The organism is Pseudomonas sp. MUP55 (assembly GCF_034043515.1).
Classification (GTDB): domain Bacteria; phylum Pseudomonadota; class Gammaproteobacteria; order Pseudomonadales; family Pseudomonadaceae; genus Aquipseudomonas.
The window spans coordinates 670651-695387 of the sequence record NZ_CP138214.1; the positions used below are offsets into that span (position 1 = coordinate 670651).

The following is a 24737-nucleotide window of genomic DNA, read 5'->3' on the forward strand; positions in this document are numbered from 1 at the left end:
TTGCCTCTGCCGAGCGTTCCATGTCCGATTTGCTCGACCGCTATCCGCTGACTGCGGGCACCTATCACGAACTGCTGGATGACAGCGGCGCGGTACGGGCCCATTGGCAGCGCTTGCTCGACCACCTGCAACGCAGCACGCCGGCCCAATTGGCCCAGCGCCAGGCGTTGTTGACGCGACAGATCCAGGAAAACGGCGTGACGTATAACGTCTACGCCGACCCCAAGGGCGCCGATCGTCCCTGGGAACTGGACCTGTTGCCCCATGTGCTGGCGGCCGATGAGTGGCAGCACCTGGCGGCCGGCATTGCCCAGCGCGCGCGTCTGCTCAATGCGGTCCTGGCCGACCTCTATGGCCCGCAGCGCCTGATCAAGGAAGGCCTGCTGCCGGCCGAGCTGGTATTCGGGCATAACAACTTTTTGTGGCCGTGCCAGGGTATCCAGCCGCCGGACGGTGCCTTTCTGCACCTGTACGCCGTGGACCTGGCGCGCACGCCGGATGGTCGCTGGTGGGTGACGGCCGACCGCACCCAGGCACCGTCGGGCGCAGGCTACGCCCTGGAAAACCGTACCATCGTGTCCCGCGCCTTCCCGGATCTGTACCGTGACCTGCAGGTGCAGCACCTCACTGGTTTCTTCCGCACCCTCCAGGAAACCCTGGCCCGCCAGGCCCCCGGCGATGACCAGACCCCTCTGATCGTGCTGCTCACGCCGGGGCGCTTCAACGAAAGCTATTTCGAGCATCTGTACCTCGCCCGCCAGCTCGGTTACCCGCTGGTGGAAGGCGGCGACCTCACCGTGCGCGACAGCACCGTATTCTTGAAAACCCTCAGCGGTCTGCGCCGTGTACACGCCATCATGCGTCGCCTGGACGACGACTTCTGCGACCCCCTGGAGCTGCGCACCGACTCAGCCCTCGGCGTGCCCGGCCTGCTCGATGCCGTGCGCCAAGGCAATGTGCTGGTGGCCAATGCCCTGGGCAGCGGTGTGCTGGAATCGCCGGGGCTGCTGGGTTTTCTGCCGAAGATCAACGAGTTCCTGTTTGGTGAGGCACTGATCCTGCCGTCCATCGCCACCTGGTGGTGCGGTGAGGCCCCGGTGCTGGCCGAGGCGCTGGAGAAGCTGCCGGAGCTGCTGATCAAACCGGCGTTCCCCTCGCAAAGTTTCGCCCCGGTATTCGGTCGCGACCTGAACCCCGAACAACGCGAGGCCCTGGCCGAACGCATGCGCGCGCGGCCCTACGCCTACGTCGCACAGGAACTGGCGCAACTGTCCCAGGCGCCGGTGTGGCACACCGTGGATGATCACTTGCAACACCGCGCCATCGGCATGCGCGTGTACGCCGTGGCCAGTGACGAGGGCTACCGGGTACTGCCCGGCGGCCTGACCCGCGTGGCCGCCGAAGCCGATGCCGAAGTGGTGTCGATGCAGCGGGGTGGCGCGAGCAAGGACACCTGGGTACTCGGCGAAGGGGCGCCCGGTAGCGAGCAGTGGCGGGCCCAGCGCACGATTGGGGCGCACGATCTGGTGCGCCGCGATCCCTATCTGCCGTCACGGGTGGTGGAAAACCTGTTCTGGTTTGGCCGTTATTGCGAGCGCTGCGATGACAGCGCGCGCTGGCTGCGCATCGTGCTGGCGCGCTATGTCGACGGCGACGATCCGCTGGCCTTGCAGGCGGCCGTGGAACTGGGCGAGAGCCTGCGGCTGTTGCCGGATGAAGGGCCACTCCCCGAGCGCTTGCTCGCCGCGTTGCTCGGCGATGACTGGCCCTCGAGCCTGCGCGCCAATTTGCAGCGCTTGCAGTGGGCGGCGTCCCAGGTGCGCGGCAAGTTGTCCCGGGAAAACTGGCAGGCTCTGGTGGAATTGCAGCGCGAAGCCATGGAGCTGGAGCGCGACACCCCGGACTTCGGCGAGTTGCTGGATTTCCTCAACCGCCTGGTGATGTCCCTGGCGGCGCTGTCGGGGTTTGCCCTGGACGACATGACCCGCGATGAAGGCTGGCGCTTCTTGATGATGGGCCGGCGCATCGAGCGCCTGCAGTTTCTCAGCAGCAGCCTTGCCGCGTTCCTGCGCGGTGTGGCGGTGGTCGATCAGGCCGGACTGGAATGGCTGCTGGAGCTGGGCAACAGCAGCATCACCTACCGCTCGCGTTACCTGGCGGTGCCGCAACTGATTCCGGTGCTCGACCTGTTGTTGCTCGACGAGCAGAACCCCCATGCGGTGCTGTTCCAGCTCAAACTGGTGAGCCGCACCCTGCGGCGCTTGAACGATGATTTCGGCGTGCCGCGGGAAACCGGCCTGGGGCCGTTGGTGGTGCGGTTGGCGCGCTTCGACCTGGGTTGCCTGGAGAACCCGCTGTTTGGCGAATCCAGCGTGCGTGCCGCACTGGACGGCCTGGCCGACCTGCTGCAGGCGGTCGCCGACGAGAGCGGGCAAGTGTCGGATCGCCTGGCCTTGCGCCACTTTGCCCATGTGGATGATGTCAGCCAGCAAACGGTGTCGCTGTGATGAGTGCGCGCTATCAGATTTTCCATGACACCCATTATCACTATGACAGCCCGGTGTCCCTGGCCCAGCAGCTGGCGCATCTATGGCCACGGCCCTGTGCGTGGCAACGCTGTACCTGGCAAACCCTGGACATCAGCCCGCAGCCCTCTTCACGCCGCGATGAGCTGGACGTGTTCGGCAACCCGATCACGCGCCTGGCGTTCGAGCGGCCCCATGATGAATTGCTGGTCAATGCCGGGCTGACCGTTGAAGTGCTGGCGCGACCCGCATTGGACTTGCGCCAGTCACCGCCGTGGGACCGCACCCGCGACAGCCTCACCTACAGCAGCCAGCCGCTGTCGCTTGAAGTGATCGAAGCCTGCCGCTATCGCTTCGAATCGCCTTACGTGCATTTGAAAAAAATCTTCGTCGAGTTCTCCGAAAGCTGCTTCCCGCCTGGCGAGCCCTTATTGCTGGGCGTGCAGGCGCTGATGCACAAGATTTTCAGCGAGTTCACCTTCGATGGCGAAGCCACGCAGGTCGCCACGCCGCTGGTGGAAGTGCTGGAGCGCCGGCGCGGCGTGTGCCAGGACTTCGCCCACCTGATGCTCGCCTGCCTGCGTTCGCGGGGCCTGGCGGCGCGCTATATCAGCGGCTACCTGTTGACCCAGCCACCGCCCGGCCAGCCACGGTTGATCGGCGCCGACGCGTCGCATGCGTGGGTTTCGGTGTTTTGCCCGGTGGCGGGCTGGGTGGATTTCGATCCGACGAATAACGTGCAGCCGGCGCTGGAGCACATCACCCTGGCCTGGGGCCGGGATTTTTCCGATGTGTCGCCGTTGCGAGGGGTGATTCTGGGAGGGGGGAACCATGACCCGGAAGTGCGGGTGACGGTGATGCCGCTGGAATAACGGGATCGTTCCCACGCTCTGCGCGGGAACGCCTGCTGTGACGCTCGGAGTCTACCGTGTGCCGGGACGCGGAGCGTCCGAGGCTGCATTCCCACGCGGCGCGTGGGAACGATCAGTCAGCTGGGTCTTTTGGTGTTTCAGTCTCGTCGCTGGTTTCTTCAGCGTCGACGTCCGCGTTCAGCCCACTGGCTTCTTCATCCGCAGCGGCTTTCTTGCGTTGCAGCTTTTCCTCTTTCTTCTGTTCCTTGGCCAAGTCTCTCTGACGTTTGGCGAAGGAGTAATTAGGTTTGGCCATGGGCGATCCTCTAGGGTCGAAGGTGAGGGTGGGCGGCGCGCGGCTGCCTTGGGTCGCTATGGTAGCAGCTTAGCAGCGCGGTTGGCCTTCACTTACCGTTGGCGTAAGCGGCCAGCAGGCCGTTGAACAATTGATTGAGGTGCATGGCGGGGGCTCCAATGAATGATGGGCCGATCATATTCAGTTGCCATGCGATTGGCTGGTAGATTGTGTTGATGAGTCTGATAGCCTAAAGTTGTATACAATCTGTTGATGCAGATCATAAGAACTCAAGCCTGATTGAGGCACCCTTCGTCGCAATACGCGTTATTCAACCCTGCCTTGGAGATTCACATGTTCGCCAAACTCGTTGCTGTTTCCCTGCTGACTCTGGCTAGCGGCCAGTTGCTTGCTGCAGAGTGCAAGGTCACTGTCGACTCCACCGACCAGATGTCGTTCAACACCAAAGAAATCACCATCGACAAGAGCTGCAAGCAGTTCACCGTCGAGCTGACCCATTCCGGCAACCTGCCGAAAAACGTCATGGGCCATAACTGGGTGCTGACCAGCGCCGCCAACATGCAGCCGGTGGCTACCGACGGCATGGCCGCCGGTATTGACAAGGAATACCTCAAGGCGGGCGACGACCGCATCATCGCTCACACCAAAATCATTGGTGCCGGCGAGAAAGATTCGGTGACTTTCGATGTGTCCAAGCTGACTGCGGGTACGGACTACGCGTTTTTCTGCTCGTTCCCGGGCCACATTTCGATGATGAAAGGCACTGTGGTCGTTAAATAAGACCGCGTTATCGTTCATCGGGGGCTTGCCCCCGATGGCATTCCAACACTCAACGCAACACTATCTGACCCACCTCAAGGCGCAAACGGCATGACCCGCTTGTGCTCCGTCTTGCGATAGGTCTCGCAGATAATCCTGAACGCTTCCTCACGCACGGGTTCACCGTGCAGGAACGCATCGATCTCGGCATAGGTCACGCCATGTGACGCTTCGTCCGGCTTGCCCGGCGACAGGTCTTCCAGGTCGGCGGTCGGGACTTTTTCCACCAGCGACTCCGGCGCGCCGAAATGCCGCGCAATCGCACGCACCTGGTTTTTTACCAGCCCGCTCAGCGGTGCCAGGTCGCAGGCACCATCGCCAAACTTGGTGAAAAAGCCCATCACCGCTTCCGCCGCATGGTCGGTTCCGATCACCAGCCCACCGGCTGCGCCCGCGATGGTGTACTGCGCGACCATGCGCATGCGCGCCTTGGTGTTGCCCAGTACGAAGTCGCGGGAGGCCGCCGGCTTGCCCTCGAAGGCCGCCACTTCATTGGCCAGGGCTTTGACCGCCGGGCCGATGTTGACGGTGTGACGCTCGTCCGGCTCGATGAAGTCCACCGACGCCTGGGCTTCGTGTTCATCGAACTGGGTTTCGTAGGGCAGGCGCACGGCGATAAAGCGATAGGCTTCATCGCCACTGCTGGCGCGCAGTTCCTGCACCGCGCGCTGGGCCAAAAGGCCTGCGGTGAGGGAGTCGACACCGCCGCTGATGCCCAGTACCAGCGACTTGAGCCCGGAATTGCGCAGGCAGTTCTGGATAAAGGCCACGCGCCTGGCGACTTCTGCTTCAAGCGCGGCCTGGTCTTTGAACGGCGCTTGCACCTTGAGCTGCTGCGCAATCTCACGCTGTACGGCTTGCATGATTCACTCCTTGCTGGATAGGGCAGGTACTTTGAAAACGTGACGCAAATAGGCGACGAAATTCGGGTCGGTGCAGTGGGTCTTGCCCGCTTCGTCGGAGATCTTGGCGACGGGCTGGCCATTGCAGGCGGTCATTTTAAGCACGATGCTCATCGGTTCCACCCCTGGAATATCACAGGTCAGGTTGGTGCCGATGCCAAAGCTCACATTGATGCGGCCACGCAGCGCGCGGAAAATCTCCAGGGCCTTGGGCAGCGTCAGGCTGTCGGAGAACACCAGGGTCTTGCTCATCGGTTCGATGCCCAGCTTGTGGTAATGGGCGATGGCTTTTTCCGCCCACTGCACCGGGTCGCCGGAGTCGTGGCGCAGGCCATCGAACAGCTTGGCGAAGTACAGATCGAAGTCGCCGAGGAACGCATCGGTGGTGATGCAGTCGGTCAAGGCGATGCCCAGCAGGCCACGGTACTCGCGTACCCAGCAATCGAGGGCGGCGATCTGGCTGTCGATCAGGCGCGGGCCGAGTTGCTGGTGGGCCATGATCCATTCATGGGCCATGGTGCCCAGCGGCTTCATGTCGAATTCGCGGGCCAGGTGCACGTTGCTGGTGCCGACAAAACGCCCGGGGAAGTCGTGCTTGAGCACGCTGACCACTTCTTCCTGCACCCGGTACGAGAAGCGCCGCCGCGTGCCGAAGTCGGCCACTTGCAGCTCCGACAGTTCGTCGCTGCTGGCATTGGCCGTCAGCCAGTCGAACTTGCGGTACAGCTGTTCGCGGGCCTGTTCCAGGATCACGGTCTGGTAGCGGTAGCGGTTGCGCACTTCGCTGACGATGGCCAGCATCGGCACTTCAAACAGGATCACGTGCAGCCACGGGCCGCGCAGGCGGATGAACAGCTCGCCATTTTCGATACCGGTTTGCACATAGCGCAGGTTGAAGCGGAACAGTCCCAGAAAACGCAGGAAGTCCGGCTTCATGAAGCTGATGCGTTCCAGAAAACCCAATTGATCCGGGCTCAGGCTCAACTCGGCGAGACGCTCGATCTGGTAGCGGATCTCTGCCAGATAAGGGCGCAGGTCTTCGCTGTTACGGCAACGAAACTCCCATTCAACTTCCACGTTCGGGTAGTTGTGCAGCACCGCCTGCATCATGGTCAGCTTGTAGAAGTCGGTGTCGAGCAGGTTCTGCACGATGCGATCGGCAAACACACTCTCGCTCATAACGGGAATCTCCAGACGGCTCGGCGATGGGCGCCGGCCTTTACGCACGATTGAAGTAGGGGGCTAGTGGCGCATAGACCCGGGTCGGTTTGCCAGTGATTTTTTTGCCAAGGCCACTGGCGCCATCGGGGGCAAGCCCCCTCCCACAGGTTGGAATGCATTCCAACCTGTGGGAGGGGGCTTGCCCCCGATAGCGGTATTCCAGGCACTAAACGACTTGCTCCATCATCCACTTCACAAATTCGCGCACCTTCGGCACTTCCGCCGCGTGCTCCGGATAAGCCAGGTAATAGGCATCCTGGCTCGGCATCGCATGCTGCCAGGGAATCACCAGCTTGCCGTCGGCCAGTTCCTCTTCCACCAGAAACCTGGGCAGCAGCGCCACGCCGCAGCCGACCTGCGCCGCGCGGATGCACATATAAAAGGTGTCAAAGCGCGGCCCATGGTAACTGTGCTCGGTGTGCAAACCCTGGCTGGCGAACCAGTCATGCCAGCCCTGGGGGCGCGAAGCGTTTTGCAGCAGCACCAGCTCGCTCAGTTGGGTGGGGTCGGTGAACGGCGCGGCCGGCAGGCTCTCTGGCGAACATACCGGTACAAGCTCTTCGCTGAACAACTTCAGGCTCTCGGTGCCGGGGCGCGAGCCCTGGCCGAAATAGAACGCCAGGTCGGCCTTGCCTTGCAGCAGTTCATCCGGTTCCTGCTCGTTGCACAGGTCCAGATGGATCTGCGGGTGGCGCAGACGCCAGCCCTTGAGGCGTGGCACCAGCCAGCGTGCGCCGAAGGTGTAGGGCGTGGACACGCGCAGTACTTCGGTTTCGCCGCCGTAGGAGCGCAGGTAATGGGTGGACATCTCCACTTGAGTGAGGATCTTGCGCACTTCCACCAGGTACAAATCGCCCGCCGGGGTCATCTGCAAGCGGCGCCGCACTCGGCGAAACAGCAGGTGTTGCAGCAATTCTTCCAACTGCGCCACCTGTTTGCTCACCGCGCTTTGCGTGAGGTTCAGCTCCTCGGCGGCGCGGGTGAAGCTCAGGTGGCGGGTGGCGGCTTCGAAACACTGCAGCGCAGTGATCGAGGGCAAATGTCTTTTGTTCAGCACGGCCTGCCTCTTTTTTTATTCTTTGCATGAATAAACGGAATGATATCTCGCCTAATCGTCGTTTGTTGGCAAGTCTTGGGCCAGCTACAAATAAGGCCTGGATCGTCGTGCCGGGCGCGGCGCACATTTTTCTGCTTGTGATTGAAGGAGTGACCCATGGTTGCCGCATTGCTTGACCGTCTCGGGGTAGACCCGGCGCTGTACCAGGCGGGCACACAGCCCGTGCATTCGCCGATCGATGGCAGCCGCATCGGCAGCGTGCACTGGGAAGGCGCCGCCGAGGTGGAGCAGCAGGTCAGTCGTGCCGAGCATGCATTCGAAGCCTGGCGCAAAGTGCCGGCCCCGCGTCGCGGCGAGCTGGTGCGCCAGTTCGGCGATGTGTTGCGCCAGTACAAGGCCGACCTGGGCGAGCTGGTCTCCTGGGAAGCCGGCAAGATCACCCAGGAAGGCCTTGGCGAAGTACAGGAAATGATCGACATCTGCGACTTCGCCGTCGGCTTGTCGCGCCAGCTCTACGGCTTGACCATCGCTTCCGAGCGCCCCGGTCACCATATGCGTGAAACCTGGCACCCGCTGGGTGTGGTCGGCGTGATCAGCGCGTTCAACTTCCCGGTCGCCGTGTGGGCGTGGAACACCACGCTGGCGCTGGTGTGCGGCAACGCGGTGATCTGGAAACCCTCGGAAAAGACCCCGCTCACCGCACTGGCCTGCCAGGCGTTGTTCGAGCGCGTGTTGAAGAATTTCAAGGACGCACCGCAGTACCTCAGCCAATTGATTATCGGCGGCCGCGACGCCGGCGCCGCGCTGGTGGATGACCCGCGCGTGGCGCTGATCAGCGCCACCGGCAGCACCCGCATGGGTCGCGAAGTGGCGCCGAAAGTCGCCGCACGCTTTGCCCGCAGCATCCTCGAACTGGGCGGCAACAACGCGATGATACTCGGCTCAAGCGCCGACCTGGACATGGCCGTGCGCGCCATTCTGTTCAGTGCGGTCGGCACCGCCGGCCAGCGTTGCACCACCCTGCGCCGACTGATCGCCCACGAATCGGTCAAGGCCGAAATCGTCACCCGCCTCAAGGCCGCCTACGCCAAGGTGCGCATCGGCCACCCGCTGGAAGGCAACCTGATCGGCCCGCTGATCGACAAGCATGGCTTCGACAACATGCAGGATGCCCTGGAGCAAGCATTGAGCGAAGGCGGCAAGGTGTTCGGCGGCAAGCGCCAGCTGGAAGACCAGTTCCCCAACGCTTACTACGTGTCGCCGGCGATTGTGGAAATGCCCGAGCAGAGCGACGTGGTGTGCACCGAAACCTTCGCGCCGATTCTGTATGTGATCGGCTACACCGACTTCGCCGAAGCCCTGCGCCTGAACAACGCAGTGCCACAAGGCTTGTCGTCGTGCATTTTCACCACTGACGTGCGCGAAGCCGAGCAGTTCATGTCGGCGGTGGGCAGCGACTGCGGCATTGCCAACGTCAACATCGGCCCGAGTGGGGCGGAAATTGGCGGTGCGTTTGGCGGCGAGAAAGAGACCGGCGGCGGGCGTGAGTCAGGCTCGGATGCATGGCGCGGGTATATGCGTCGCCAGACCAATACCGTGAACTACTCGCTGGAATTGCCATTGGCCCAAGGCATCACCTTCGACTGAAGCCTCAAGTCGACGTGAAGGCAATGTGGGAGGGGGCTTGCCCCCGATAGCGGTGGGTCAGCTGTGCATGGGTTGGCTGACACGCCGCCATCGGGGGCAAGCCCCCTCCCACAGTTGATTGGGTTTGCACGTCAAAATAATTGTTGTTTGTTAGGTTTCATCCCGGAGTCTGGCAATGGCACTACGTGAAACATGTTTGTGGGAACACCTCACCCCCAGCCGTCCGGATCGCGCCGCACTTAAGGGCGAGATCAAGGCGGATGTGTGCGTGATCGGCGCCGGTATCACCGGTTTGTCGGCAGCCATTCACTTGCTCGAGCAGGGCAAAAGCGTCGTCGTGCTGGAGGCCCATCGCACCGGGCACGGCGGTTCGGGGCGCAACGTCGGGCTGGTCAACGCTGGCCTGTGGATCCCGCCGGACGAGATCGAAGCCGGTTTCGGCGAAGCGGTGGGCAGTCAGCTCAATCGCATGCTCGGCGCCGCCCCGGCGCTGGTCTTCAGCCTGATCGACAAATACAACATCGACTGCCAATTACGCCGCGAGGGCACCTTGCACATGGCGCACAACGCCCGCGGCGAGGCGGATTTGCGCAGTCGTGAAGAACAGTGGAAGCGCCGGGGCGCGCCGGTCGAGTTGCTGACCGGGCAAGCGTGCGAACACGCCACCGGCACCAGCAAAATTGCCGCCGCGTTGCTGGACCGACGCGCCGGCACCTTGAACCCCATGGCCTACACCAGCGGTCTGGCGAATGCGGCCGTCGGATTGGGCGGGCAGTTATTCGACCATTCCCCCGTCACCCAGCTTGAGCGCCAGGGCGCCGACTGGCTGGTGCAGACCGCCCAGGGCGCGGTGCGCGCCGCGCAGGTGGTGATCGCCTCCAATGCCTACACCGAAGGCGAATGGACCGAGCTGCGTCGTAACTTCTTCCCCGGTTATTACTACCAGGTCGCGTCGGCGCCGCTCACCGATGACGCCGCCGCGCGCATCCTGCCCGGCGGCCAGGGCTCATGGGACACGCGCCAGGTGCTGAGCAGCATTCGCCGGGACGCCGAGGGCCGCCTGTTGCTCGGCAGCCTGGGCAATGGCAACCAGAAACCGGCCTGGTTCCTCAAGGCGTGGGCCGATCGGGTGCAGCAGCACTACTTCCCGTACCTCAAATCGGTGCAGTGGGAATACACCTGGACCGGCTGCATCGCCTTTACGCCCGATCACCTGATGCGCTTGTTCGAGCCGGCGCCCGGGCTGGTGTCGGTCACCGGTTATAACGGACGCGGGGTCACCACCGGCAGCGTGGTCGGCAAGGCATTTGCCGACTATCTGTGTCACCAGAATCCCCAGGCGCTGCCGATCCCCTTTGCACCGATGCAGCCACTGGCGGGGGCCGGCTTGCGCAGTTGCCTGTATGAAGCAGGCTTTTCGCTGTATCACGCGGGCCAATGCCTGCGGATCGTGATCTGATCCGCGAAATAGCGCGCAGAAGCCGGCATTTTCTTAGCCGGCTAACCATCTGTATTGGTGCAAGTCGTAGCAATCGCGCACTGTAAATGTGCAGTTCCGTTACGCCCAGGGTTACAGGTGGTGGAGCTGTCGTTTATCGCTGCGGTTGCAGGTGCCACCGCTCAAGGTTGTACTTTTTTGGCTGATTGGTTGCACCTATCGGGGCTAGACGGTTGCACGTACTGGCAAAAGGACCCGAAACGCCTGCAATAACAATGACACCGTGTCTTTTTGAAGAATAAAAACGTAATGGCACGCGGCTTGCTCTGAGCTTTCGGTGAAAGGTTTGAATGCAAGTTGTCGTGCCAAAAATCAAAAATATCGGAGCACCACTCATGTCCCAGACGTTTTACAAGAAAGGTTTTCTGGCCCTCGCCGTTGCAGCGGCGCTGGGTGTTTCTACGTTTGTTCAAGCTGATGTGAAAATCGGTGTGGCAGGCCCTATGACGGGCGCCAACGCCGCTTTCGGTGAGCAGTACATGAAGGGTGCCCAGGCGGCAGCCGATGAGGTCAACAAGGCGGGTGGCATCAACGGCGAGAAGATCGTATTGGTGGCCGGCGATGACGCCTGCGAGCCAAAACAGGCAGTGGCGGTGGCTAACCGTCTGGCCGACCAGGACAAAGTGATCGGCGTGGTCGGGCACTTCTGCTCGTCCAACACCATCCCCGCCTCCGAGGTGTATGACGAAGCAGGCATCATCGCAATCACCCCAGGCTCTACCAACCCACAGGTGACCGAGCGCGGCCTGGGCGCCATGTTCCGCATGTGCGGGCGTGACGACCAGCAAGGCATCGTTGCCGGCGACTACATCGTCGACGTGCTCAAGGGCAAGAAAATCGCGGTCATCAACGACAAGGACACCTACGGCAAAGGCCTGGCCGACGCCACCGCGGCTCAGCTGACCAAGCGCGGCGTGAAGCCGGTGCTCGAAGAAGGCCTGACCCGTGGCGAGAAAGACTTCAGCGCCCTGGTCACCAAGATCCGCTCCCTGGGCGCCGACGTCGTGTACTTCGGTGGCCTGCATCCTGAAGCCGGCCCGCTGGTTCGCCAGATCCGTGAAGCCGGCCTGAAAGACGTCAAGTTCATGTCCGATGACGGCGTGGTCACCGACGAACTGGTAGCGACCGCCGGTGGCGCGCAGTACGTGGACGGCGTGTACATGACCTTCGGCGCCGACCCGCGCCTGCTGCCGGACAGCAAGGCTGTGGTGGAGCAATTCCGCAAAAACGGCACCGAGCCGGAAGGCTACACCCTGTACGCCTACGCCTCGATTCAGGCCCTGGCCGCCGGCTTCAACGGTGCCAAGTCCAACAAGGGCGAGGATGCTGCCAAGTGGTTGAAGGCCAACCCGGTCCAGACCGTCATGGGCAAGAAAGAGTGGGACACCAAGGGCGACCTGAAAATCTCCGACTACGTGGTGTACCAGTGGGACAAAGACGGCAAATACCACCAGCTGGAAAAGCAGAAGTAAGCCTTACAGTTCCCTTGTGGGAGGGGGCTTGCCCCCTCCCACAAGGGGACAGGGTTGTGTTCAAAGTCTGTCTTTTCCTCCAGAAGCGCCGCACACCCACCGGTGTGCAGGTGCTCACCGCGTGAGATTGCGTTATGGATGGTATTTTCCTGCAGCAACTGGTCAATGGCCTGACCCTCGGGTCGGTCTACGGCCTGATCGCCATCGGCTATACAATGGTCTATGGCATCATTGGCATGATCAACTTCGCCCACGGCGAGGTTTATATGATTTCCGCTTACCTCGCGGCGATCAGTCTGGCACTGCTGGCTTACTTCGGCATCGAATCCTTCCCGCTGCTCATTCTCGGCACCCTGATCTTCACCGTGGTCGTCACCGGCGTGTACGGTTGGGTCATCGAGCGTGTCGCCTACAAGCCGCTGCGTAACTCCACTCGACTGGCTCCGCTGATCAGCGCCATCGGCATTTCGCTGATTCTGCAGAACTACGCGCAGATCGCCCAGGGCGCCAAGCAACAAGGCATTCCCACCCTGCTGGCCGGCGCCTGGCGCGTCGATATCGGCACCGGGTTCGTGCAACTGACCTACACCAAAGTGTTCATCCTCGTGGCGGCCTTCGCCGGCATGGCGTTGCTCACCTACATCATCAAATACACCAAGCTTGGCCGCATGTGCCGGGCCACCCAGCAAGACCGCAAGATGGCCTCGATCCTGGGCATCAACACCGACCGCGTGATCTCCTACGTATTCGTCATCGGCGCCGCCATGGCCGCGCTGGCCGGCGTGCTGATCACCCTCAATTACGGCACCTTCGACTTCTATGCCGGCTTCATCATCGGCATCAAGGCATTTACCGCAGCGGTACTCGGCGGCATCGGCTCCCTGCCTGGGGCGATGCTGGGCGGGATCATCCTGGGTATCTCCGAGTCGCTGTTTTCGGGGTTGATCAACTCCGACTACAAAGACGTGTTCAGTTTCTCCCTGCTGGTGGTGATTCTGATTTTCCGTCCCCAGGGCCTGCTTGGTCGCCCACTCGTGGCGAAGGTGTAAACATGTCTGCTGCCAAATCTATCGATATCAAGAAAAGTGTGGTCGATACGGTCCTCGCCGGGCTGATTTCCCTGATCGTGTTCGGTCCGATCGTCGGCGTGGTACTCGACGGCTACAGCTTCAACCTGGAACCGGCGCGCGTGGCCACGCTGGTGGCCATTGTGATGATCGGGCGCTTTGCCCTCAGCCTGTTCCTGCAAACCCCCAAGGGCGTGAAGATCCTGCAGGGTTTCGAAAGCAGCGGCTCCGGCGTGCACGTGTTGCCGCCGGACTACAAGTCGCGGCTGCGCTGGATCATCCCGGCCCTGATCGTGATCGCCATCGTGTTCCCGATCTTCGCCAACAAGTACCTGCTGACCGTGGTGATCCTCGGGCTGATCTACGTCCTGCTCGGCCTGGGCTTGAACATCGTGGTGGGCCTGGCCGGTCTGCTCGACCTGGGTTACGTGGCCTTCTACGCCATCGGCGCCTACGGCCTGGCGCTGGGTTACCAATACCTTGGCCTGGGGTTCTGGACGGTGCTGCCGCTGGCGGCCATCGCGGCGGCGCTGGCGGGGTGCATACTCGGCTTCCCGGTGCTGCGAATGCACGGTGACTACCTGGCCATCGTGACCCTGGGCTTCGGTGAAATCATCCGCCTGGTGCTCAACAACTGGCTGTCGTTCACCGGTGGCCCGAACGGCATGCCGGTGCCTTCGCCGACCTTCCTGGGGCTCGAGTTCGGCAAGCGTGCCAAGGATGGTGGCATTCCGTTCCACGAGTTCTTCGGCATCGATTACAACCCCAACATCAAGTTCATGTTCATCTACATCGTGCTGTTCCTGGTGGTGCTGGCCGTGCTGTACATCAAGCACCGCCTGACGCGCATGCCGGTCGGGCGCGCCTGGGAAGCCTTGCGTGAAGACGAAATTGCCTGCCGCTCCATGGGCCTGAACCACGTGCTGGTCAAGCTCTCGGCGTTCACCATCGGGGCCTCCACGGCCGGTTTGGCCGGGGTGTTCTTCGCCAGCTACCAGGGCTTCGTCAACCCGTCGTCGTTCACCTTCTTCGAATCGGCATTGATCCTGGCCATCGTGGTACTGGGCGGCATGGGCTCCACGGTCGGTGTGGTGATTGCGGCGTTCGTGCTGACCGTTGCGCCTGAGCTGCTGCGCAGCTTCTCCGAGTACCGCGTGCTGCTGTTTGGCGTGTTGATGGTGGTGATGATGATCTGGCGACCGCGCGGTTTGATCCGCATCAGCCGTACCGGTGTGACACCACGTAAAGGAGTGGCGCCATGAGCAAGGAAGTCGTCCTTTCCGTTGAACACCTGATGATGCACTTCGGTGGCATCAAGGCCTTGAGCGACGTGAGCCTCAAGGTCAAGCGCAACTCGATCTTCGCCCTGATCGGCCCCAACGGCGCAGGCAAGACCACCGTGTTCAACTGCCTCACCGGTTTCTACAAAGCCAGTGGCGGCAAGATCGAACTCAACGTGCGTGGCAAGCAGACCAACGTGATCCAGTTGTTGGGCGAGCGCTTCCAGGCCACCGATTTCGTGTCGCCGAAAAGCTTCCTCAGCCGGGTGTACTACAAGATGTTCGGCGGCACTCACCTGGTGAACCGCGCCGGCCTGGCGCGCACCTTCCAGAACATTCGCCTGTTCAAGGAAATGTCGGTGCTGGAAAACCTGCTGGTGGCCCAGCACATGTGGGTCAACCGCAACATGCTCGCGGGTATCCTCAACACCAAGGGCTACCGCAAGGCTGAAAGCGATGCGCTCGACCATGCATTCTACTGGCTGGAAGTGGTGGACCTGGTGGACTGCGCCAACCGCCTCGCCGGTGAGCTTTCCTACGGCCAGCAGCGCCGCCTGGAAATCGCCCGCGCGATGTGCACGCGACCGCAGATCATCTGCCTGGATGAACCGGCAGCCGGCCTCAACCCTCAGGAAACCGAAGCCCTCAGCGCGATGATTCGCCTGCTGCGCGACGAACACGACCTCACAGTGGTGCTGATCGAACACGACATGGGCATGGTGATGAGTATTTCCGACCACATCGTGGTGCTGGACCACGGCAACGTTATTGCCGAAGGCGGGCCGGATGCGATCCGCAACGACCCGAAAGTGATTGCCGCCTACCTGGGCGCGGACGAAGAGGAACTCGTATGAGCGGGCCTATCCTCGAAATGAAGGACCTGGACGTGTACTACGGTCCGATCCAGGCCCTGAAAAAAGTCTCGCTGCACATCAACGAAGGCGAGACCGTCAGCCTGATCGGCTCCAACGGCGCGGGCAAATCCACGCTGCTGATGTCGATCTTTGGCCAGCCACGGGCCGAGTCGGGGCAAATTCTGTACAACGGCGTGGACATTACCCACAAGTCGTCCCACTACATCGCCTCCAACGGCATCGCGCAGTCGCCGGAAGGGCGGCGGGTATTCCCCGACATGACCGTCGAGGAAAACCTGCTGATGGGCACCATCCCCATTGGCGACAAGTTCGCCCAGGAAGACATGCAGCGCATGTTCGAGCTGTTTCCACGGCTCAAGGAGCGGCGTAACCAGCGCGCGATGACCATGTCCGGTGGCGAACAGCAAATGCTCGCCATCGCCCGCGCACTGATGAGCCGGCCCAAGCTGTTGCTGCTCGATGAACCCAGTCTGGGCCTGGCGCCGATTGTGGTGAAGCAGATCTTTTCCACCCTGCGCGAGCTGGCATCCACCGGGATGACCATCTTTTTGGTGGAGCAGAACGCCAACCACGCCCTGCGCCTGTCGGACCGGGCGTACGTGATGGTCAACGGCGAGATTCGCCTGACGGGCACCGGCAAGGAACTGCTGGTGAACGAGGAAGTGCGCAACGCCTACCTCGGCGGCCACTGATCTAACCAACCCCTCGGTCCCCTGTGGGAGGGGGCTTGCCCCCGATAGCGGAGTGTCAGTTTCAGATGTGCTGACTGACAAAACGCTATCGGGAGCAAGCCCCCTCCCACATTGGTTTTTGAGTTCGCTTCGAATTGTGGAAAACAAATCCAGCCCACCTCCAAAGCGCGACATATAGCCGCCGCAAATTCCTGTTTTGTCACAGTTTTGACTTGTCCCCATCCGCTGTGGAACCGGCTGTGGGTAACGTGGGAGTAGCTGGCTGAAAGCCACGTAAACCGGGGCTTGCAGGGGTGTGGCTATTATTTGATCAGCGGTTTTTTCGCGACCTGCCGAGCCGTTTGTCAACCTGTTTAAAGACACAGGTATGTGACGATTTCATGTCATGTCAGCCTGTGGATAAGTCTGTGATTAAACTCTGGAAAGACCGCCGCAGGGGCCGGAATGACTGGCCTGGAGCCATCGTCCAGATTGTCAGCGCGGAAAATCCCTACATACGCCCCGGTCCAGGTCAAGCAAAAAACTTTCTAAAACCACCTGCAAGCCTTGTATGACGGGGCTCGCGGCGTTTTGCACTTGCCCCCAAAGACTGTGGGCGCAGTTGTGGATAACCTGCGCGTACATGGCTGCAGGCCGCGATTTGCCTGGCTCTGCCGGGGGTGGTTAAAAAGTGAGCAGGCAAACGTGAAGGTGAGTGCATAGCGGTTGCCGCGAAGACGGCGTAAGGGCATTCTGCTGGCAACTTTTTCCCGTTGCCCGCAAGGAGAACACCATGTCCGACACGCTGTTTATTACCGGCGCCACTTCAGGTTTCGGTGAAGCCTGCGCCCGCCGTTTTGCCGACGCCGGCTGGAAGCTGGTGCTCACCGGCCGGCGTGCCGAGCGCTTGAATGCGTTGGTCGAAGAGCTTTCCAAGCAGACCGAAGTGCACGGCCTGGTGGTAGACGTACGTGACCGCAAAGGCATGGAAGAGGCCATCGCCAACCTGCCGCCATCGTTCGCGACGTTGCGCGGGCTGATCAACAACGCCGGCCTCGCCGTGGGCACCGACCCTGCGCCCAAGTGCAACCTCGACGATTGGGAAACCATGGTCGACACCAACATCAAGGGGCTGCTGACGACCACCAACCTGCTGCTGCCACGCCTGATCGCCCATGGCCGTGGCGCCGGGATCATCAACCTGGGTTCCATCGCCGGTAATTACCCTTATCCGGGCAGCCACGTGTACGGCGGCTCCAAGGCCTTCGTGAAACAGTTCTCGCTGAACCTGCGCTGTGACCTGCAAGGCACTGGCGTGCGGGTGACCAACATCGAGCCGGGCTTGTGCGAGAGCGAGTTTTCCCTGGTGCGTTTCGGCGGTGACCAGGCGCGCTATGACGCGACCTACGCAGGCGCCGAGCCGATCCAGCCGCAGGATATTGCCGACACGATCTTCTGGGTCATGAATACGCCGGCGCACGTGAACATCAACCGCTTGGAGCTGATGCCGGTGAGCCAGACCTGGGCTGGGTTTGCGATTGAGCGTGGGGCCAAGTAGGGCTTAACACCGAGTCGTCTGCATCGGGGGCAAGCCCCCTCCCACACTTGACTGTGTTCACACGTATCAACCTGTGAACCCGATCCAATGTGGGAGGGGGCTTGCCCCCGATGACGTCAAATCTGCCAAAAACAGGGCATAAGGTACACTCCACCCTGAAAACCCTCCGCACTGTGCGGTTTAAAGGTTTTGACGGGAGGAAATGTGAGTAACCGAGGTGAGCAGGCACTGCTCAAACAATCGACCATCCTGATGTTCGCAGTCGCGATCGCCGGGATTGTCACGGGTGTGATATCCGGCGCCCAATCCATTCTGTTCGACGGCTTTTTCTCGCTGATCGCCACCGCCATCAAGGTGCTGATGCTGATCACGGCCAAGCTGATCGCCAAGAAAAGCAACGAGCGTTTCCAGTTCGGCTACTGGCACCTGGAGCCGATGGTGCTGCTGATCGAAGGCAGTTTTCTGCTGCTGATCGCCATCTACGCGTTCCTCAATGGCGTGTTCGGCATCATCAACGGCGGGCGTGAGATCGAGCTGGGCCTGGTGATCATTTATGCGGCGGTGTTTACCGTGGTGGAGTTCGCCTACTTCTTCTATGTGCGTTACCGCAACCGCAGCTTGAAATCCTCACTGATCCAGTTCGACAGCATCAGCTGGCTGGTGGACGCGATGCTGTCGGTGGGCTTGTTGATCAGCTTTCTGGCGGCACTGTTGCTCAAATCCCAGGGCTATGGCGAGTGGGCGGTGTACGTCGACCCCTTGATCCTGATTTTGCTGGCCCTGAGCATGCTGGCGCCGGCGTTCAAGATCCTGCGTCCGGCGTTGCGTGAGGTGCTGGGGATTGCCCCGGACCACCTGGATGACACCGTGCGCGAAGTGATGGATGCGGCCAAGGCCAGGCACGGCTTCGACGATTACGTGTCCTACGTGCAAAAGCACGGGCGCGCGCGGTTCATCGAAATTCATGTGGTGTTGCCGGCGGATTACCCGGTGGATAACGTCGCCACCCTCGACCGGCTGCGCGAGGAGATATCCACAGGGCTTGGCACGCCGGATGCGGCGCGCTGGCTGACGATCAGTTTTACCGGGGATCGCAAGTGGATTGCCTGAGTCCGAGGTGAAGCTATTGGGGGGCAAGCCCCCTCCCACATTTGAATGTATTCACAAAAATCAAAGTGTGGGAGGGGGCTTGCCCCCGATGAGGCCCTGAAACTCAACCCAGATGCCGGATCAGCCCTTGATAGCAAGTAGCCAAATGATAAGGCGTGGTGGAAGGCATGTCCCGCCGGCTCACCACGCCCTGGGCATCCAGGCATTCGTGCCAGCCCTTGTCATGCAGGAAGTTGTTCTGCAGCGCCAGCAACTGGCGCCGTAACACGGCCTCACTGCCGGGCCGCAAGGTCAAGGCCCGCAGGTATTCCGCCTGGGCCCAGATACGTTGCGTGCCGTCGCGCACGCTGCCGTCCAGGGCCAGCATGCCGCTGACCGCTCCGCTGAACTTATCCACACCGTATTGCTCGGCGTATTCGAACGCTTGCGTCAGTGAGGCATGCAGCGCCGTACCGCGCAGCACTTCCGACGATTCGAGCAAAAAGAACCATTCGAACTGGTGCCCTGGCTCGAACCAGTTATCCACAGCGCCCAGGGGTTTTTCCATCATCACGCCGTGCTGGCGGTCGATAAAGCGCTTTTGCAGGGCGCCGGCCAGGTCCAGCAGGGCGTCGCGGGTGATGGCATCTTCCCGCACCGCCAGCGTGGCGAGAAAGCCTTCGGCGAGGTGCATCAGCGGGTTCTGCAAGGGGCCGCAAGCGAGGCTCGACCAGTTGCGCTCCAGCACCGCTTCGTACAGGCCGTCGCCCGTGGCAAAGCGTTCGGCGACTACTGCAAGGGCGGCATTGAGCACCGACTCCACCAGCGGTTCGCGCACTTTGGCCCAGTAATGGGCGCAGGCGAAGATGATGAAGGCGTGGGTGTAGAGGTCTTTGCGTTTATCCAGCGGTTGCCCGGCCGGGTCGATGCTGTAGAACCAGCCGCCGTGTTCGGCGTCATGGAAGTGCCGCTGCAGGGAACGAAACAGCGCGGCGGCGCGTTCCTCGGCAAAGGCCGCACCGGGTTCGCCGATCAGGCTGGCGAACAGGTACAACTGCCGGGCGCAGGCCATGGCGCGATAGCGTTGCGGGGGCAGCGGGTGGTGGTCGGCATCCAGTGCTTCGTACGGCAACGCCAGGTCGGCGTTCCAGCCCGGGCCTTGCCAGAGCGGCACGATCAGGTCGTGGAAGTGCGTGAGCACGGAATTCAAGAGAGGTTGGGGCATCGGCTGGCGTCGTCACGGCAGGGGTGTGGCGCGCATGGTATCAGGCTTGGGAACTGTGTTGTCTGTGGTACCGCTATCGGGGGCAAGCCCCCTCCCACATTTGAATGTATTCACACATCACAGTGTGGGAGGGGGCTTGCCCCCGATGAGGCCTCCAGCAGCGCTGAAGATCAGCCTGCCAGCAACCAGACCCCAGTCGCCGCAGAAGCAGCCCCGGCCACGCGTACCAACGGCGCCGCTGCCGCCGGCAGCAAGCGCACCACGGCATAACCCGCCGCGTGCAGCGCTGCGGTCGCACCGACGAACCCGGCCGCATACGCCCAGGGGCTGGACATGTCCGGCAGCTCCAGGCCATGGGCCACGCCGTGAAACAGCGCAAACAACGCCGTCGCACCCACCGCCACAAACAACGGTGGCCGCACCGCCAGCGCCACCGCGAGACCCAGGGCCAGCACCGACGCGGCAATCCCGCTTTCCAGCGCCGGCAGGTGCAGGCCTTCGAAACCCAGCAGGCCGCCGATCAACAGGGTGCCGACAAACGCGCAAGGCAGCGCCCAACGTGCATTGCCTTTTTGCTGCGCCGCCCACAGCCCGACCGCGACCATGGCCAGCAGGTGGTCCAGACCGCCCAACGGGTGGCTGATGCCGGCAACCAGGCCATTGTCGCCGTGGCCCGGGTGAGCAAAGGCCAGGGCGGGGGCCAGCAGCAAGGCAGCGGCGGTGAACAGTTTCTTGAGTTTCATAAACAGGCTCCGTAGGGAAATCAGGCAGCAGTCAGCAGACCTTGACGTTCGATAAAGGCGACGATTTCATCCAGGCCGACGCCGGTTTTCTGGTTGCTGAACACAAAGGGTTTGCCATTGCGCATGCGTTGGGTGTCGCTGTTCATCAACTCCAGCGAGGCACCCACCAGCGGCGCGAGGTCGATCTTGTTGATCACCAGCAGGTCGGATTTGCAAATACCGGGCCCGCCCTTGCGCGGCAGCTTGTCGCCGGCCGACACATCGATCACGTAGATAGTCAGGTCTGACAGTTCGGGGCTGAACGTCGCCGACAGGTTATCGCCGCCGGACTCCACCAGAATCAGGTCCAGACCGGGAAAACGGCGGTTGAGCTGGTCCACCGCTTCCAGGTTGATCGAAGCATCTTCGCGGATTGCCGTGTGCGGGCAGCCGCCGGTTTCCACACCGATGATGCGTTCCGGCGCCAGAGCCTGGTTGCGCACCAGGAAGTCGGCGTCTTCGCGGGTGTAGATGTCGTTGGTGACCACGGCCAGGTTGTAGCGCTCACGCAGCGCCAGGCACAGGGCGAGGGTCAGGGCGGTCTTGCCGGAGCCTACCGGGCCGCCGATGCCGACGCGCAGGGGTTGTGTGTTCATATCGGGTTCTCCAAAAAAGCCTCAGGAACGGAACAGGCGGCTGTACTGGCGCTCGTGGGCCATGCACGCTAAAGACAGGCCGAAGGCGGCGCTGCCCAGATGATCGGGTTCGATGTGACCGGCCGCCTGCTGGGCCTGCTGCAACAACGGCAGCAGCTCGCTGGTCAGGCGCTGTGCGGCCTGTTGGCCCAGAGGCAGGGTCTTCATCAGCACGGCCAATTGGTTTTCCAGCCAGCTCCATAGCCAGGCGGCGAGGGCGTCGTCCGGGCTGATTGCCCAGGCCCGCGCGGCCAGCGCCCAGCCAAGGGCCAGATGGGGTTCGGGGTGCTGGCCAAGGAAGTCACGGGCGGCGGTGTCCAGCTCCGGCAAGCCCGTGAGCAGTTGTTGCAGGGAGTAGCCCATTTGCCGGCTCTCCTGGTACAGCTCGCGGGTTTCGCGGCTGGCACGGTGTTCTTCACACAACTGCGCCAGGCGTGGCCATGCCTGGTCAGCGGCGGCGCGGCAGTGGGCCAGCAGCAACGGCGCTTCGAACCGTGCGAGGTTGAGCAGCAATTGATCGCTGATCCAACGCCGCGCGCTGGCGGCATCGTTGACGCGGCCATTCTCCACGGCCATTTCCAGGCCCTGGGAATAGCTGTAACCGCCAATCGGCAACTGCGGACTGGCCAGGCGCAACAGCGCCCAGGCTGGGTTCATGGACGCACGCCGAACTGATGCAGCTTGGGTGCATAGTTGAAATCTTCATCGCCATGGCGCGAGTGATGATGACCGCCGCCGTAGGCGCCGTGTTCGGGCTGGAAGGGCGCCTCGATGGTTTGCGCATCGGCGCCCAGCTGTTCGAGCATGGCCTTGAGCACATAGTCGTCAAGCAGGCGCAGCCAGCCATCGCCGACCTGCAGGGCCACATGGCGGTTGCCCAGGTGATAGGCGGCGCGGGTCAGTTCGAACGCGTTGCGGCAGGTGACGTGCAGCAGTTGTTCAGGGCGTGCGCAGACGCGTACGACACGTCCGTCTTCGGCCTGTAGGAATTCGCCATCATGCAGCGGCGGTTGTCCACGCTCCAAAAACAGGCCGACGTCTTCTCCGTCAGCACTGAAACAGCGCAAGCGGCTTTTGCTGCGGGCTTCGAAGTTGAGCAGCAGTTCGGCGTCCCAGAGGGGTTGCGGTGCGATTCGGCGGTGGATCACCAGCATCGGAAGGTTTCCAGCTATGAACGATAAGGGAGCTAGAGCAAGGGCCTTGCCAACCGCGCAGGCGTGTAGGAAATCCGTGTAGGCAATTGCAGTATTGCCACCGAATAGGGCGTCAGCTCATTCACAAAATGTTTCAAATTGGTGCATGCCGAAAGGTATAGCACCGGAGGAGGGCGTTTTGCGCGCAAAGCGGCGGGTGTCTGCATGAAACTTTTTTCATCTTCTTCGTTGCGGCGGGTTTGGGAATTTTCCTACATGGCATGAGGATTTGGAGTTCAAGGCCTTACTTCGCGGTTGCTTAACATTCGCGCCGAATTTAACTCACCGCGATGTTTATCATGTTCAAGTCATTTATCTGCCTGGTTGTCGTCAGCCTGTCCTGTTTCATCAATTCTGCCGCTGCCAGTTTCCAGCATCGGGCACCCTTCGACGCTTCATTGCAATCCTCGCCGGTTGAGAATGTGATCGACCGTGCCCACCAACTGCTGGGCACGCCTTACAAGTGGGGCGGTACGTCGGCAAAGCAGGGTTTCGATTGCAGCAGCCTGCTGGTTTATCTGTTCAAGACCCAGGCCAATATCCAGCTGCCGCGCACGACCCAAGCGATGCATCGCTCCACCGCCGCCACCATCGGGCGTAACGCGCTCAAGCCGGGTGACGCGGTGTTCTTCAAAGGCAATGGGCGTGGGCAGGTCAGCCATGTCGGCCTTTATATAGGCGAAGGCAAATTCATCCATTCACCGCGTGCCGGCAAGAACGTGCGTATCGATTCGTTGAGCAATAGTTACTGGGACAGGAACTACACCACCGCCAAGCGCTTTCATAAGGCCGGTTGATCCGCTTACTCGGTACTGCCCAGGCCTTGCCAATGTTTGAGGCCGATAAAGATAAAGCGCAATTGCTGGGTGATCTTCGCCTGGGGCGTGAGGTGGGCAGGCAGGGCGTGGGCCGGTGGGTCGATGATGTCGGGCAGGGTGGCGAACACACTTTTGACGATGAGGTCAGCCATCACGTGCAACCCCTCGGCATCCAGGTGCTGCAGCTTGGGCATGCGCGTGAGGTCGGCCGCAAGGTCCGTGGTGATGTCTTCGCGCAGGGCTCCGATGGCTTGGCGCACGGCCAGGCAACCGCCATATTGTTCGCGGGCCAGGAACAGAAATTGGGAACGGTTGGCCGATACCACATCGAGAAAGATCCGCACGGACGCGTCGATGATCCCGCCCATGACGAATTCGTTGTGGCGCACCAGGCGAATCGTGGCGCGGAAGGTCTGCCCGACTTCACTGACCAGTACCAGCCCGAGTTGGTCCATGTCGGCGAAATGGCGATAGAAGCCGGTGGGCACGATGCCCGCTGTCTTGGCCACTTCGCGCAGGCTCAGGCTGCCAAACCCACGGCCGCACTCCATCAAATGACGAGCAGCGTCCATCAAGGCGAGGCGAGTCTGTTGCTTTTGTTCGGCACGGGGCAGCATGAGCGGATGGGCTTTGTCGGCAAGTACAGCGACGCACTCTAGCAAAACCGCTTCGCCGGCGTCGAACCTGGCAGGGGGCAGACGTGACGCGGTCTATAGAAAAGCGAAAGCCCGATCGACTGATCGGGCTTTTTTATGGGCCACCATGGGCTCAGCTCTGTGCTTGATGCAGTTCTTCCAGACGGTCGGCACCGCCTTCGGCAATACCCTGGGTGTAGGCGCGATCATTGGCTTGCTCGGCGCCGCCTTCGACCAGACCTTTTTCCTGCAGGCGGTCGTTACCACCTTCGGTCAGGCCTTCGGTGTAGGCGCGTTTGTTGGCCTGTTCCGAACCGTTTTCAGCGACAGCGCCTTTGGCGTAGTCACGGTTTTCGTCTTCTTGCGAACCGCTGCGCGCCAGGGTCTGGGCGGACTGGACGGCTTGGGCCTTGTTCTGTGGAGTGGCCTGTTCGGCGGCTGGCAGGGCAAAGGCACTGGAAGCCAGGATGGATAACAGGACGGTGGCGAGTACTTGGCGTTTCATGATGGTTGCTCCTTGGGAGGGCGATAAAGTGGGTACGGAGCTAATGCTACTCTTGATAAGTCGATATAAAAGTTCATAAACACAATGGTAATAATC

General features: G+C 61.7%; 24 protein-coding genes. 13 read left to right on the forward strand and 11 right to left on the reverse strand.

The annotated features are described in order from the left end of the window. Nucleotides 1-20 precede the first annotated feature (20 nt). Nucleotides 21-2507 (forward strand): circularly permuted type 2 ATP-grasp protein, encoded by a 2487-nt coding sequence (locus SC318_RS02810; protein WP_320429564.1) that lies wholly within the window; start codon nucleotides 21-23, stop codon nucleotides 2505-2507. Then, nucleotides 2507-3397, forward strand: coding sequence for a transglutaminase family protein (locus SC318_RS02815; protein WP_320429565.1), 891 nt, complete (start codon nucleotides 2507-2509; stop codon nucleotides 3395-3397). The genes SC318_RS02810 and SC318_RS02815 overlap by 1 nt, the downstream gene beginning before the upstream one ends. Nucleotides 3398-3509: 112 nt before the next feature. On the opposite strand, the gene SC318_RS02820 is transcribed toward SC318_RS02815, so the two are convergent. Beyond that, complete coding sequence (locus SC318_RS02820; protein WP_320429566.1) at nucleotides 3510-3692, reverse strand: hypothetical protein; 183 nt, start codon at nucleotides 3690-3692, stop codon at nucleotides 3510-3512. A gap of 333 nt (nucleotides 3693-4025) precedes the next feature. Here SC318_RS02820 and azu point away from each other — a divergent pair, with 333 nt between their 5' ends. After that, a complete protein-coding gene (gene azu / locus SC318_RS02825; RefSeq protein WP_320429567.1) occupies nucleotides 4026-4472 on the forward strand; it encodes an azurin in 447 nt (148 codons plus the stop codon). A gap of 74 nt (nucleotides 4473-4546) precedes the next feature. On the opposite strand, the gene nadE is transcribed toward azu, so the two are convergent. The 3 genes from nadE to SC318_RS02840 form a co-directional block, all read right to left on the reverse strand. Next, nucleotides 4547-5374 carry an NAD(+) synthase gene (nadE, locus tag SC318_RS02830; protein ID WP_320429568.1) on the reverse strand — a complete coding sequence of 276 codons (828 nt, stop codon included), beginning with the start codon at nucleotides 5372-5374 and terminating at the stop codon, nucleotides 4547-4549. 3 nt (nucleotides 5375-5377) lie between these two features. Further along, complete coding sequence (gene pncB / locus SC318_RS02835; protein ID WP_124361042.1) at nucleotides 5378-6592, reverse strand: nicotinate phosphoribosyltransferase; 1215 nt, start codon at nucleotides 6590-6592, stop codon at nucleotides 5378-5380. Nucleotides 6593-6800: 208 nt separating this feature from the next. Further along, nucleotides 6801-7691, reverse strand: coding sequence for a LysR family transcriptional regulator (locus SC318_RS02840; protein WP_320429569.1), 891 nt, complete (start codon nucleotides 7689-7691; stop codon nucleotides 6801-6803). Between the two features lie 156 nt (nucleotides 7692-7847). On the opposite strand from SC318_RS02840, the gene SC318_RS02845 reads away from it, so the two are divergent. From SC318_RS02845 to SC318_RS02885, 9 genes are all read left to right on the forward strand, one after another. Beyond that, nucleotides 7848-9338 (forward strand): L-piperidine-6-carboxylate dehydrogenase, encoded by a 1491-nt coding sequence (locus tag SC318_RS02845; RefSeq protein WP_320429570.1) that lies wholly within the window; start codon nucleotides 7848-7850, stop codon nucleotides 9336-9338. A 175-nt stretch (nucleotides 9339-9513) separates the two neighbouring features. Next, a complete protein-coding gene (locus SC318_RS02850) occupies nucleotides 9514-10797 on the forward strand; it encodes an L-pipecolate oxidase (protein WP_320429571.1) in 1284 nt (427 codons plus the stop codon). A 374-nt stretch (nucleotides 10798-11171) separates the two neighbouring features. Further along, nucleotides 11172-12308, forward strand: coding sequence for a branched-chain amino acid ABC transporter substrate-binding protein (locus SC318_RS02855; protein WP_320429572.1), 1137 nt, complete (start codon nucleotides 11172-11174; stop codon nucleotides 12306-12308). A gap of 134 nt (nucleotides 12309-12442) precedes the next feature. Further along, nucleotides 12443-13357, forward strand: a complete 915-nt coding sequence (locus tag SC318_RS02860; protein ID WP_003188099.1) for an ABC transporter permease subunit — start codon at nucleotides 12443-12445, stop codon at nucleotides 13355-13357. A gap of 2 nt (nucleotides 13358-13359) precedes the next feature. Next, nucleotides 13360-14637 carry a high-affinity branched-chain amino acid ABC transporter permease LivM gene (livM, locus tag SC318_RS02865; RefSeq protein WP_306491394.1) on the forward strand — a complete coding sequence of 426 codons (1278 nt, stop codon included), beginning with the start codon at nucleotides 13360-13362 and terminating at the stop codon, nucleotides 14635-14637. Continuing rightward, complete coding sequence (locus SC318_RS02870) at nucleotides 14634-15509, forward strand: ABC transporter ATP-binding protein (RefSeq protein WP_124384883.1); 876 nt, start codon at nucleotides 14634-14636, stop codon at nucleotides 15507-15509. The genes livM and SC318_RS02870 overlap by 4 nt, the downstream gene beginning before the upstream one ends. Beyond that, complete coding sequence (locus SC318_RS02875) at nucleotides 15506-16222, forward strand: ABC transporter ATP-binding protein (RefSeq protein WP_306491396.1); 717 nt, start codon at nucleotides 15506-15508, stop codon at nucleotides 16220-16222. The genes SC318_RS02870 and SC318_RS02875 overlap by 4 nt, the downstream gene beginning before the upstream one ends. A gap of 772 nt (nucleotides 16223-16994) precedes the next feature. Beyond that, the gene (locus SC318_RS02880; RefSeq protein ID WP_320429573.1) at nucleotides 16995-17759 is read left to right on the forward strand and encodes an SDR family oxidoreductase; all 765 of its coding nucleotides are present in this window, start codon (nucleotides 16995-16997) and stop codon (nucleotides 17757-17759) included. A 204-nt stretch (nucleotides 17760-17963) separates the two neighbouring features. Then, the gene (locus SC318_RS02885; protein ID WP_320429574.1) at nucleotides 17964-18869 is read left to right on the forward strand and encodes a cation diffusion facilitator family transporter; all 906 of its coding nucleotides are present in this window, start codon (nucleotides 17964-17966) and stop codon (nucleotides 18867-18869) included. Between the two features lie 103 nt (nucleotides 18870-18972). On the opposite strand, the gene SC318_RS02890 is transcribed toward SC318_RS02885, so the two are convergent. The 5 genes from SC318_RS02890 to ureE all read right to left on the reverse strand — a co-directional run bounded on the left by SC318_RS02890 (nucleotide 18973) and on the right by ureE (nucleotide 22644). Then, nucleotides 18973-20073, reverse strand: coding sequence for an AGE family epimerase/isomerase (locus tag SC318_RS02890; RefSeq protein ID WP_320429575.1), 1101 nt, complete (start codon nucleotides 20071-20073; stop codon nucleotides 18973-18975). Nucleotides 20074-20243: 170 nt separating this feature from the next. Continuing rightward, on the reverse strand, nucleotides 20244-20816 hold the full coding sequence (locus SC318_RS02895; protein WP_320429576.1) for a HupE/UreJ family protein: 573 nt from the start codon (nucleotides 20814-20816) through the stop codon (nucleotides 20244-20246). A gap of 20 nt (nucleotides 20817-20836) precedes the next feature. Then, nucleotides 20837-21451 carry an urease accessory protein UreG gene (ureG, locus tag SC318_RS02900; protein WP_057724209.1) on the reverse strand — a complete coding sequence of 205 codons (615 nt, stop codon included), beginning with the start codon at nucleotides 21449-21451 and terminating at the stop codon, nucleotides 20837-20839. Between the two features lie 21 nt (nucleotides 21452-21472). After that, nucleotides 21473-22147 (reverse strand): urease accessory protein UreF, encoded by a 675-nt coding sequence (locus SC318_RS02905; protein WP_320429577.1) that lies wholly within the window; start codon nucleotides 22145-22147, stop codon nucleotides 21473-21475. Further along, complete coding sequence (gene ureE / locus SC318_RS02910; protein WP_320429578.1) at nucleotides 22144-22644, reverse strand: urease accessory protein UreE; 501 nt, start codon at nucleotides 22642-22644, stop codon at nucleotides 22144-22146. The genes SC318_RS02905 and ureE overlap by 4 nt, the downstream gene beginning before the upstream one ends. A gap of 338 nt (nucleotides 22645-22982) precedes the next feature. Here ureE and SC318_RS02915 point away from each other — a divergent pair, with 338 nt between their 5' ends. Beyond that, the gene (locus SC318_RS02915) at nucleotides 22983-23480 is read left to right on the forward strand and encodes a C40 family peptidase (protein WP_320429579.1); all 498 of its coding nucleotides are present in this window, start codon (nucleotides 22983-22985) and stop codon (nucleotides 23478-23480) included. Between the two features lie 5 nt (nucleotides 23481-23485). On the opposite strand, the gene SC318_RS02920 is transcribed toward SC318_RS02915, so the two are convergent. Next, nucleotides 23486-24118, reverse strand: a complete 633-nt coding sequence (locus SC318_RS02920; protein WP_306491404.1) for a TetR family transcriptional regulator — start codon at nucleotides 24116-24118, stop codon at nucleotides 23486-23488. Between the two features lie 151 nt (nucleotides 24119-24269). Beyond that, nucleotides 24270-24641 (reverse strand): hypothetical protein, encoded by a 372-nt coding sequence (locus SC318_RS02925; RefSeq protein ID WP_320429580.1) that lies wholly within the window; start codon nucleotides 24639-24641, stop codon nucleotides 24270-24272. Nucleotides 24642-24737: the final 96 nt, after the last annotated feature.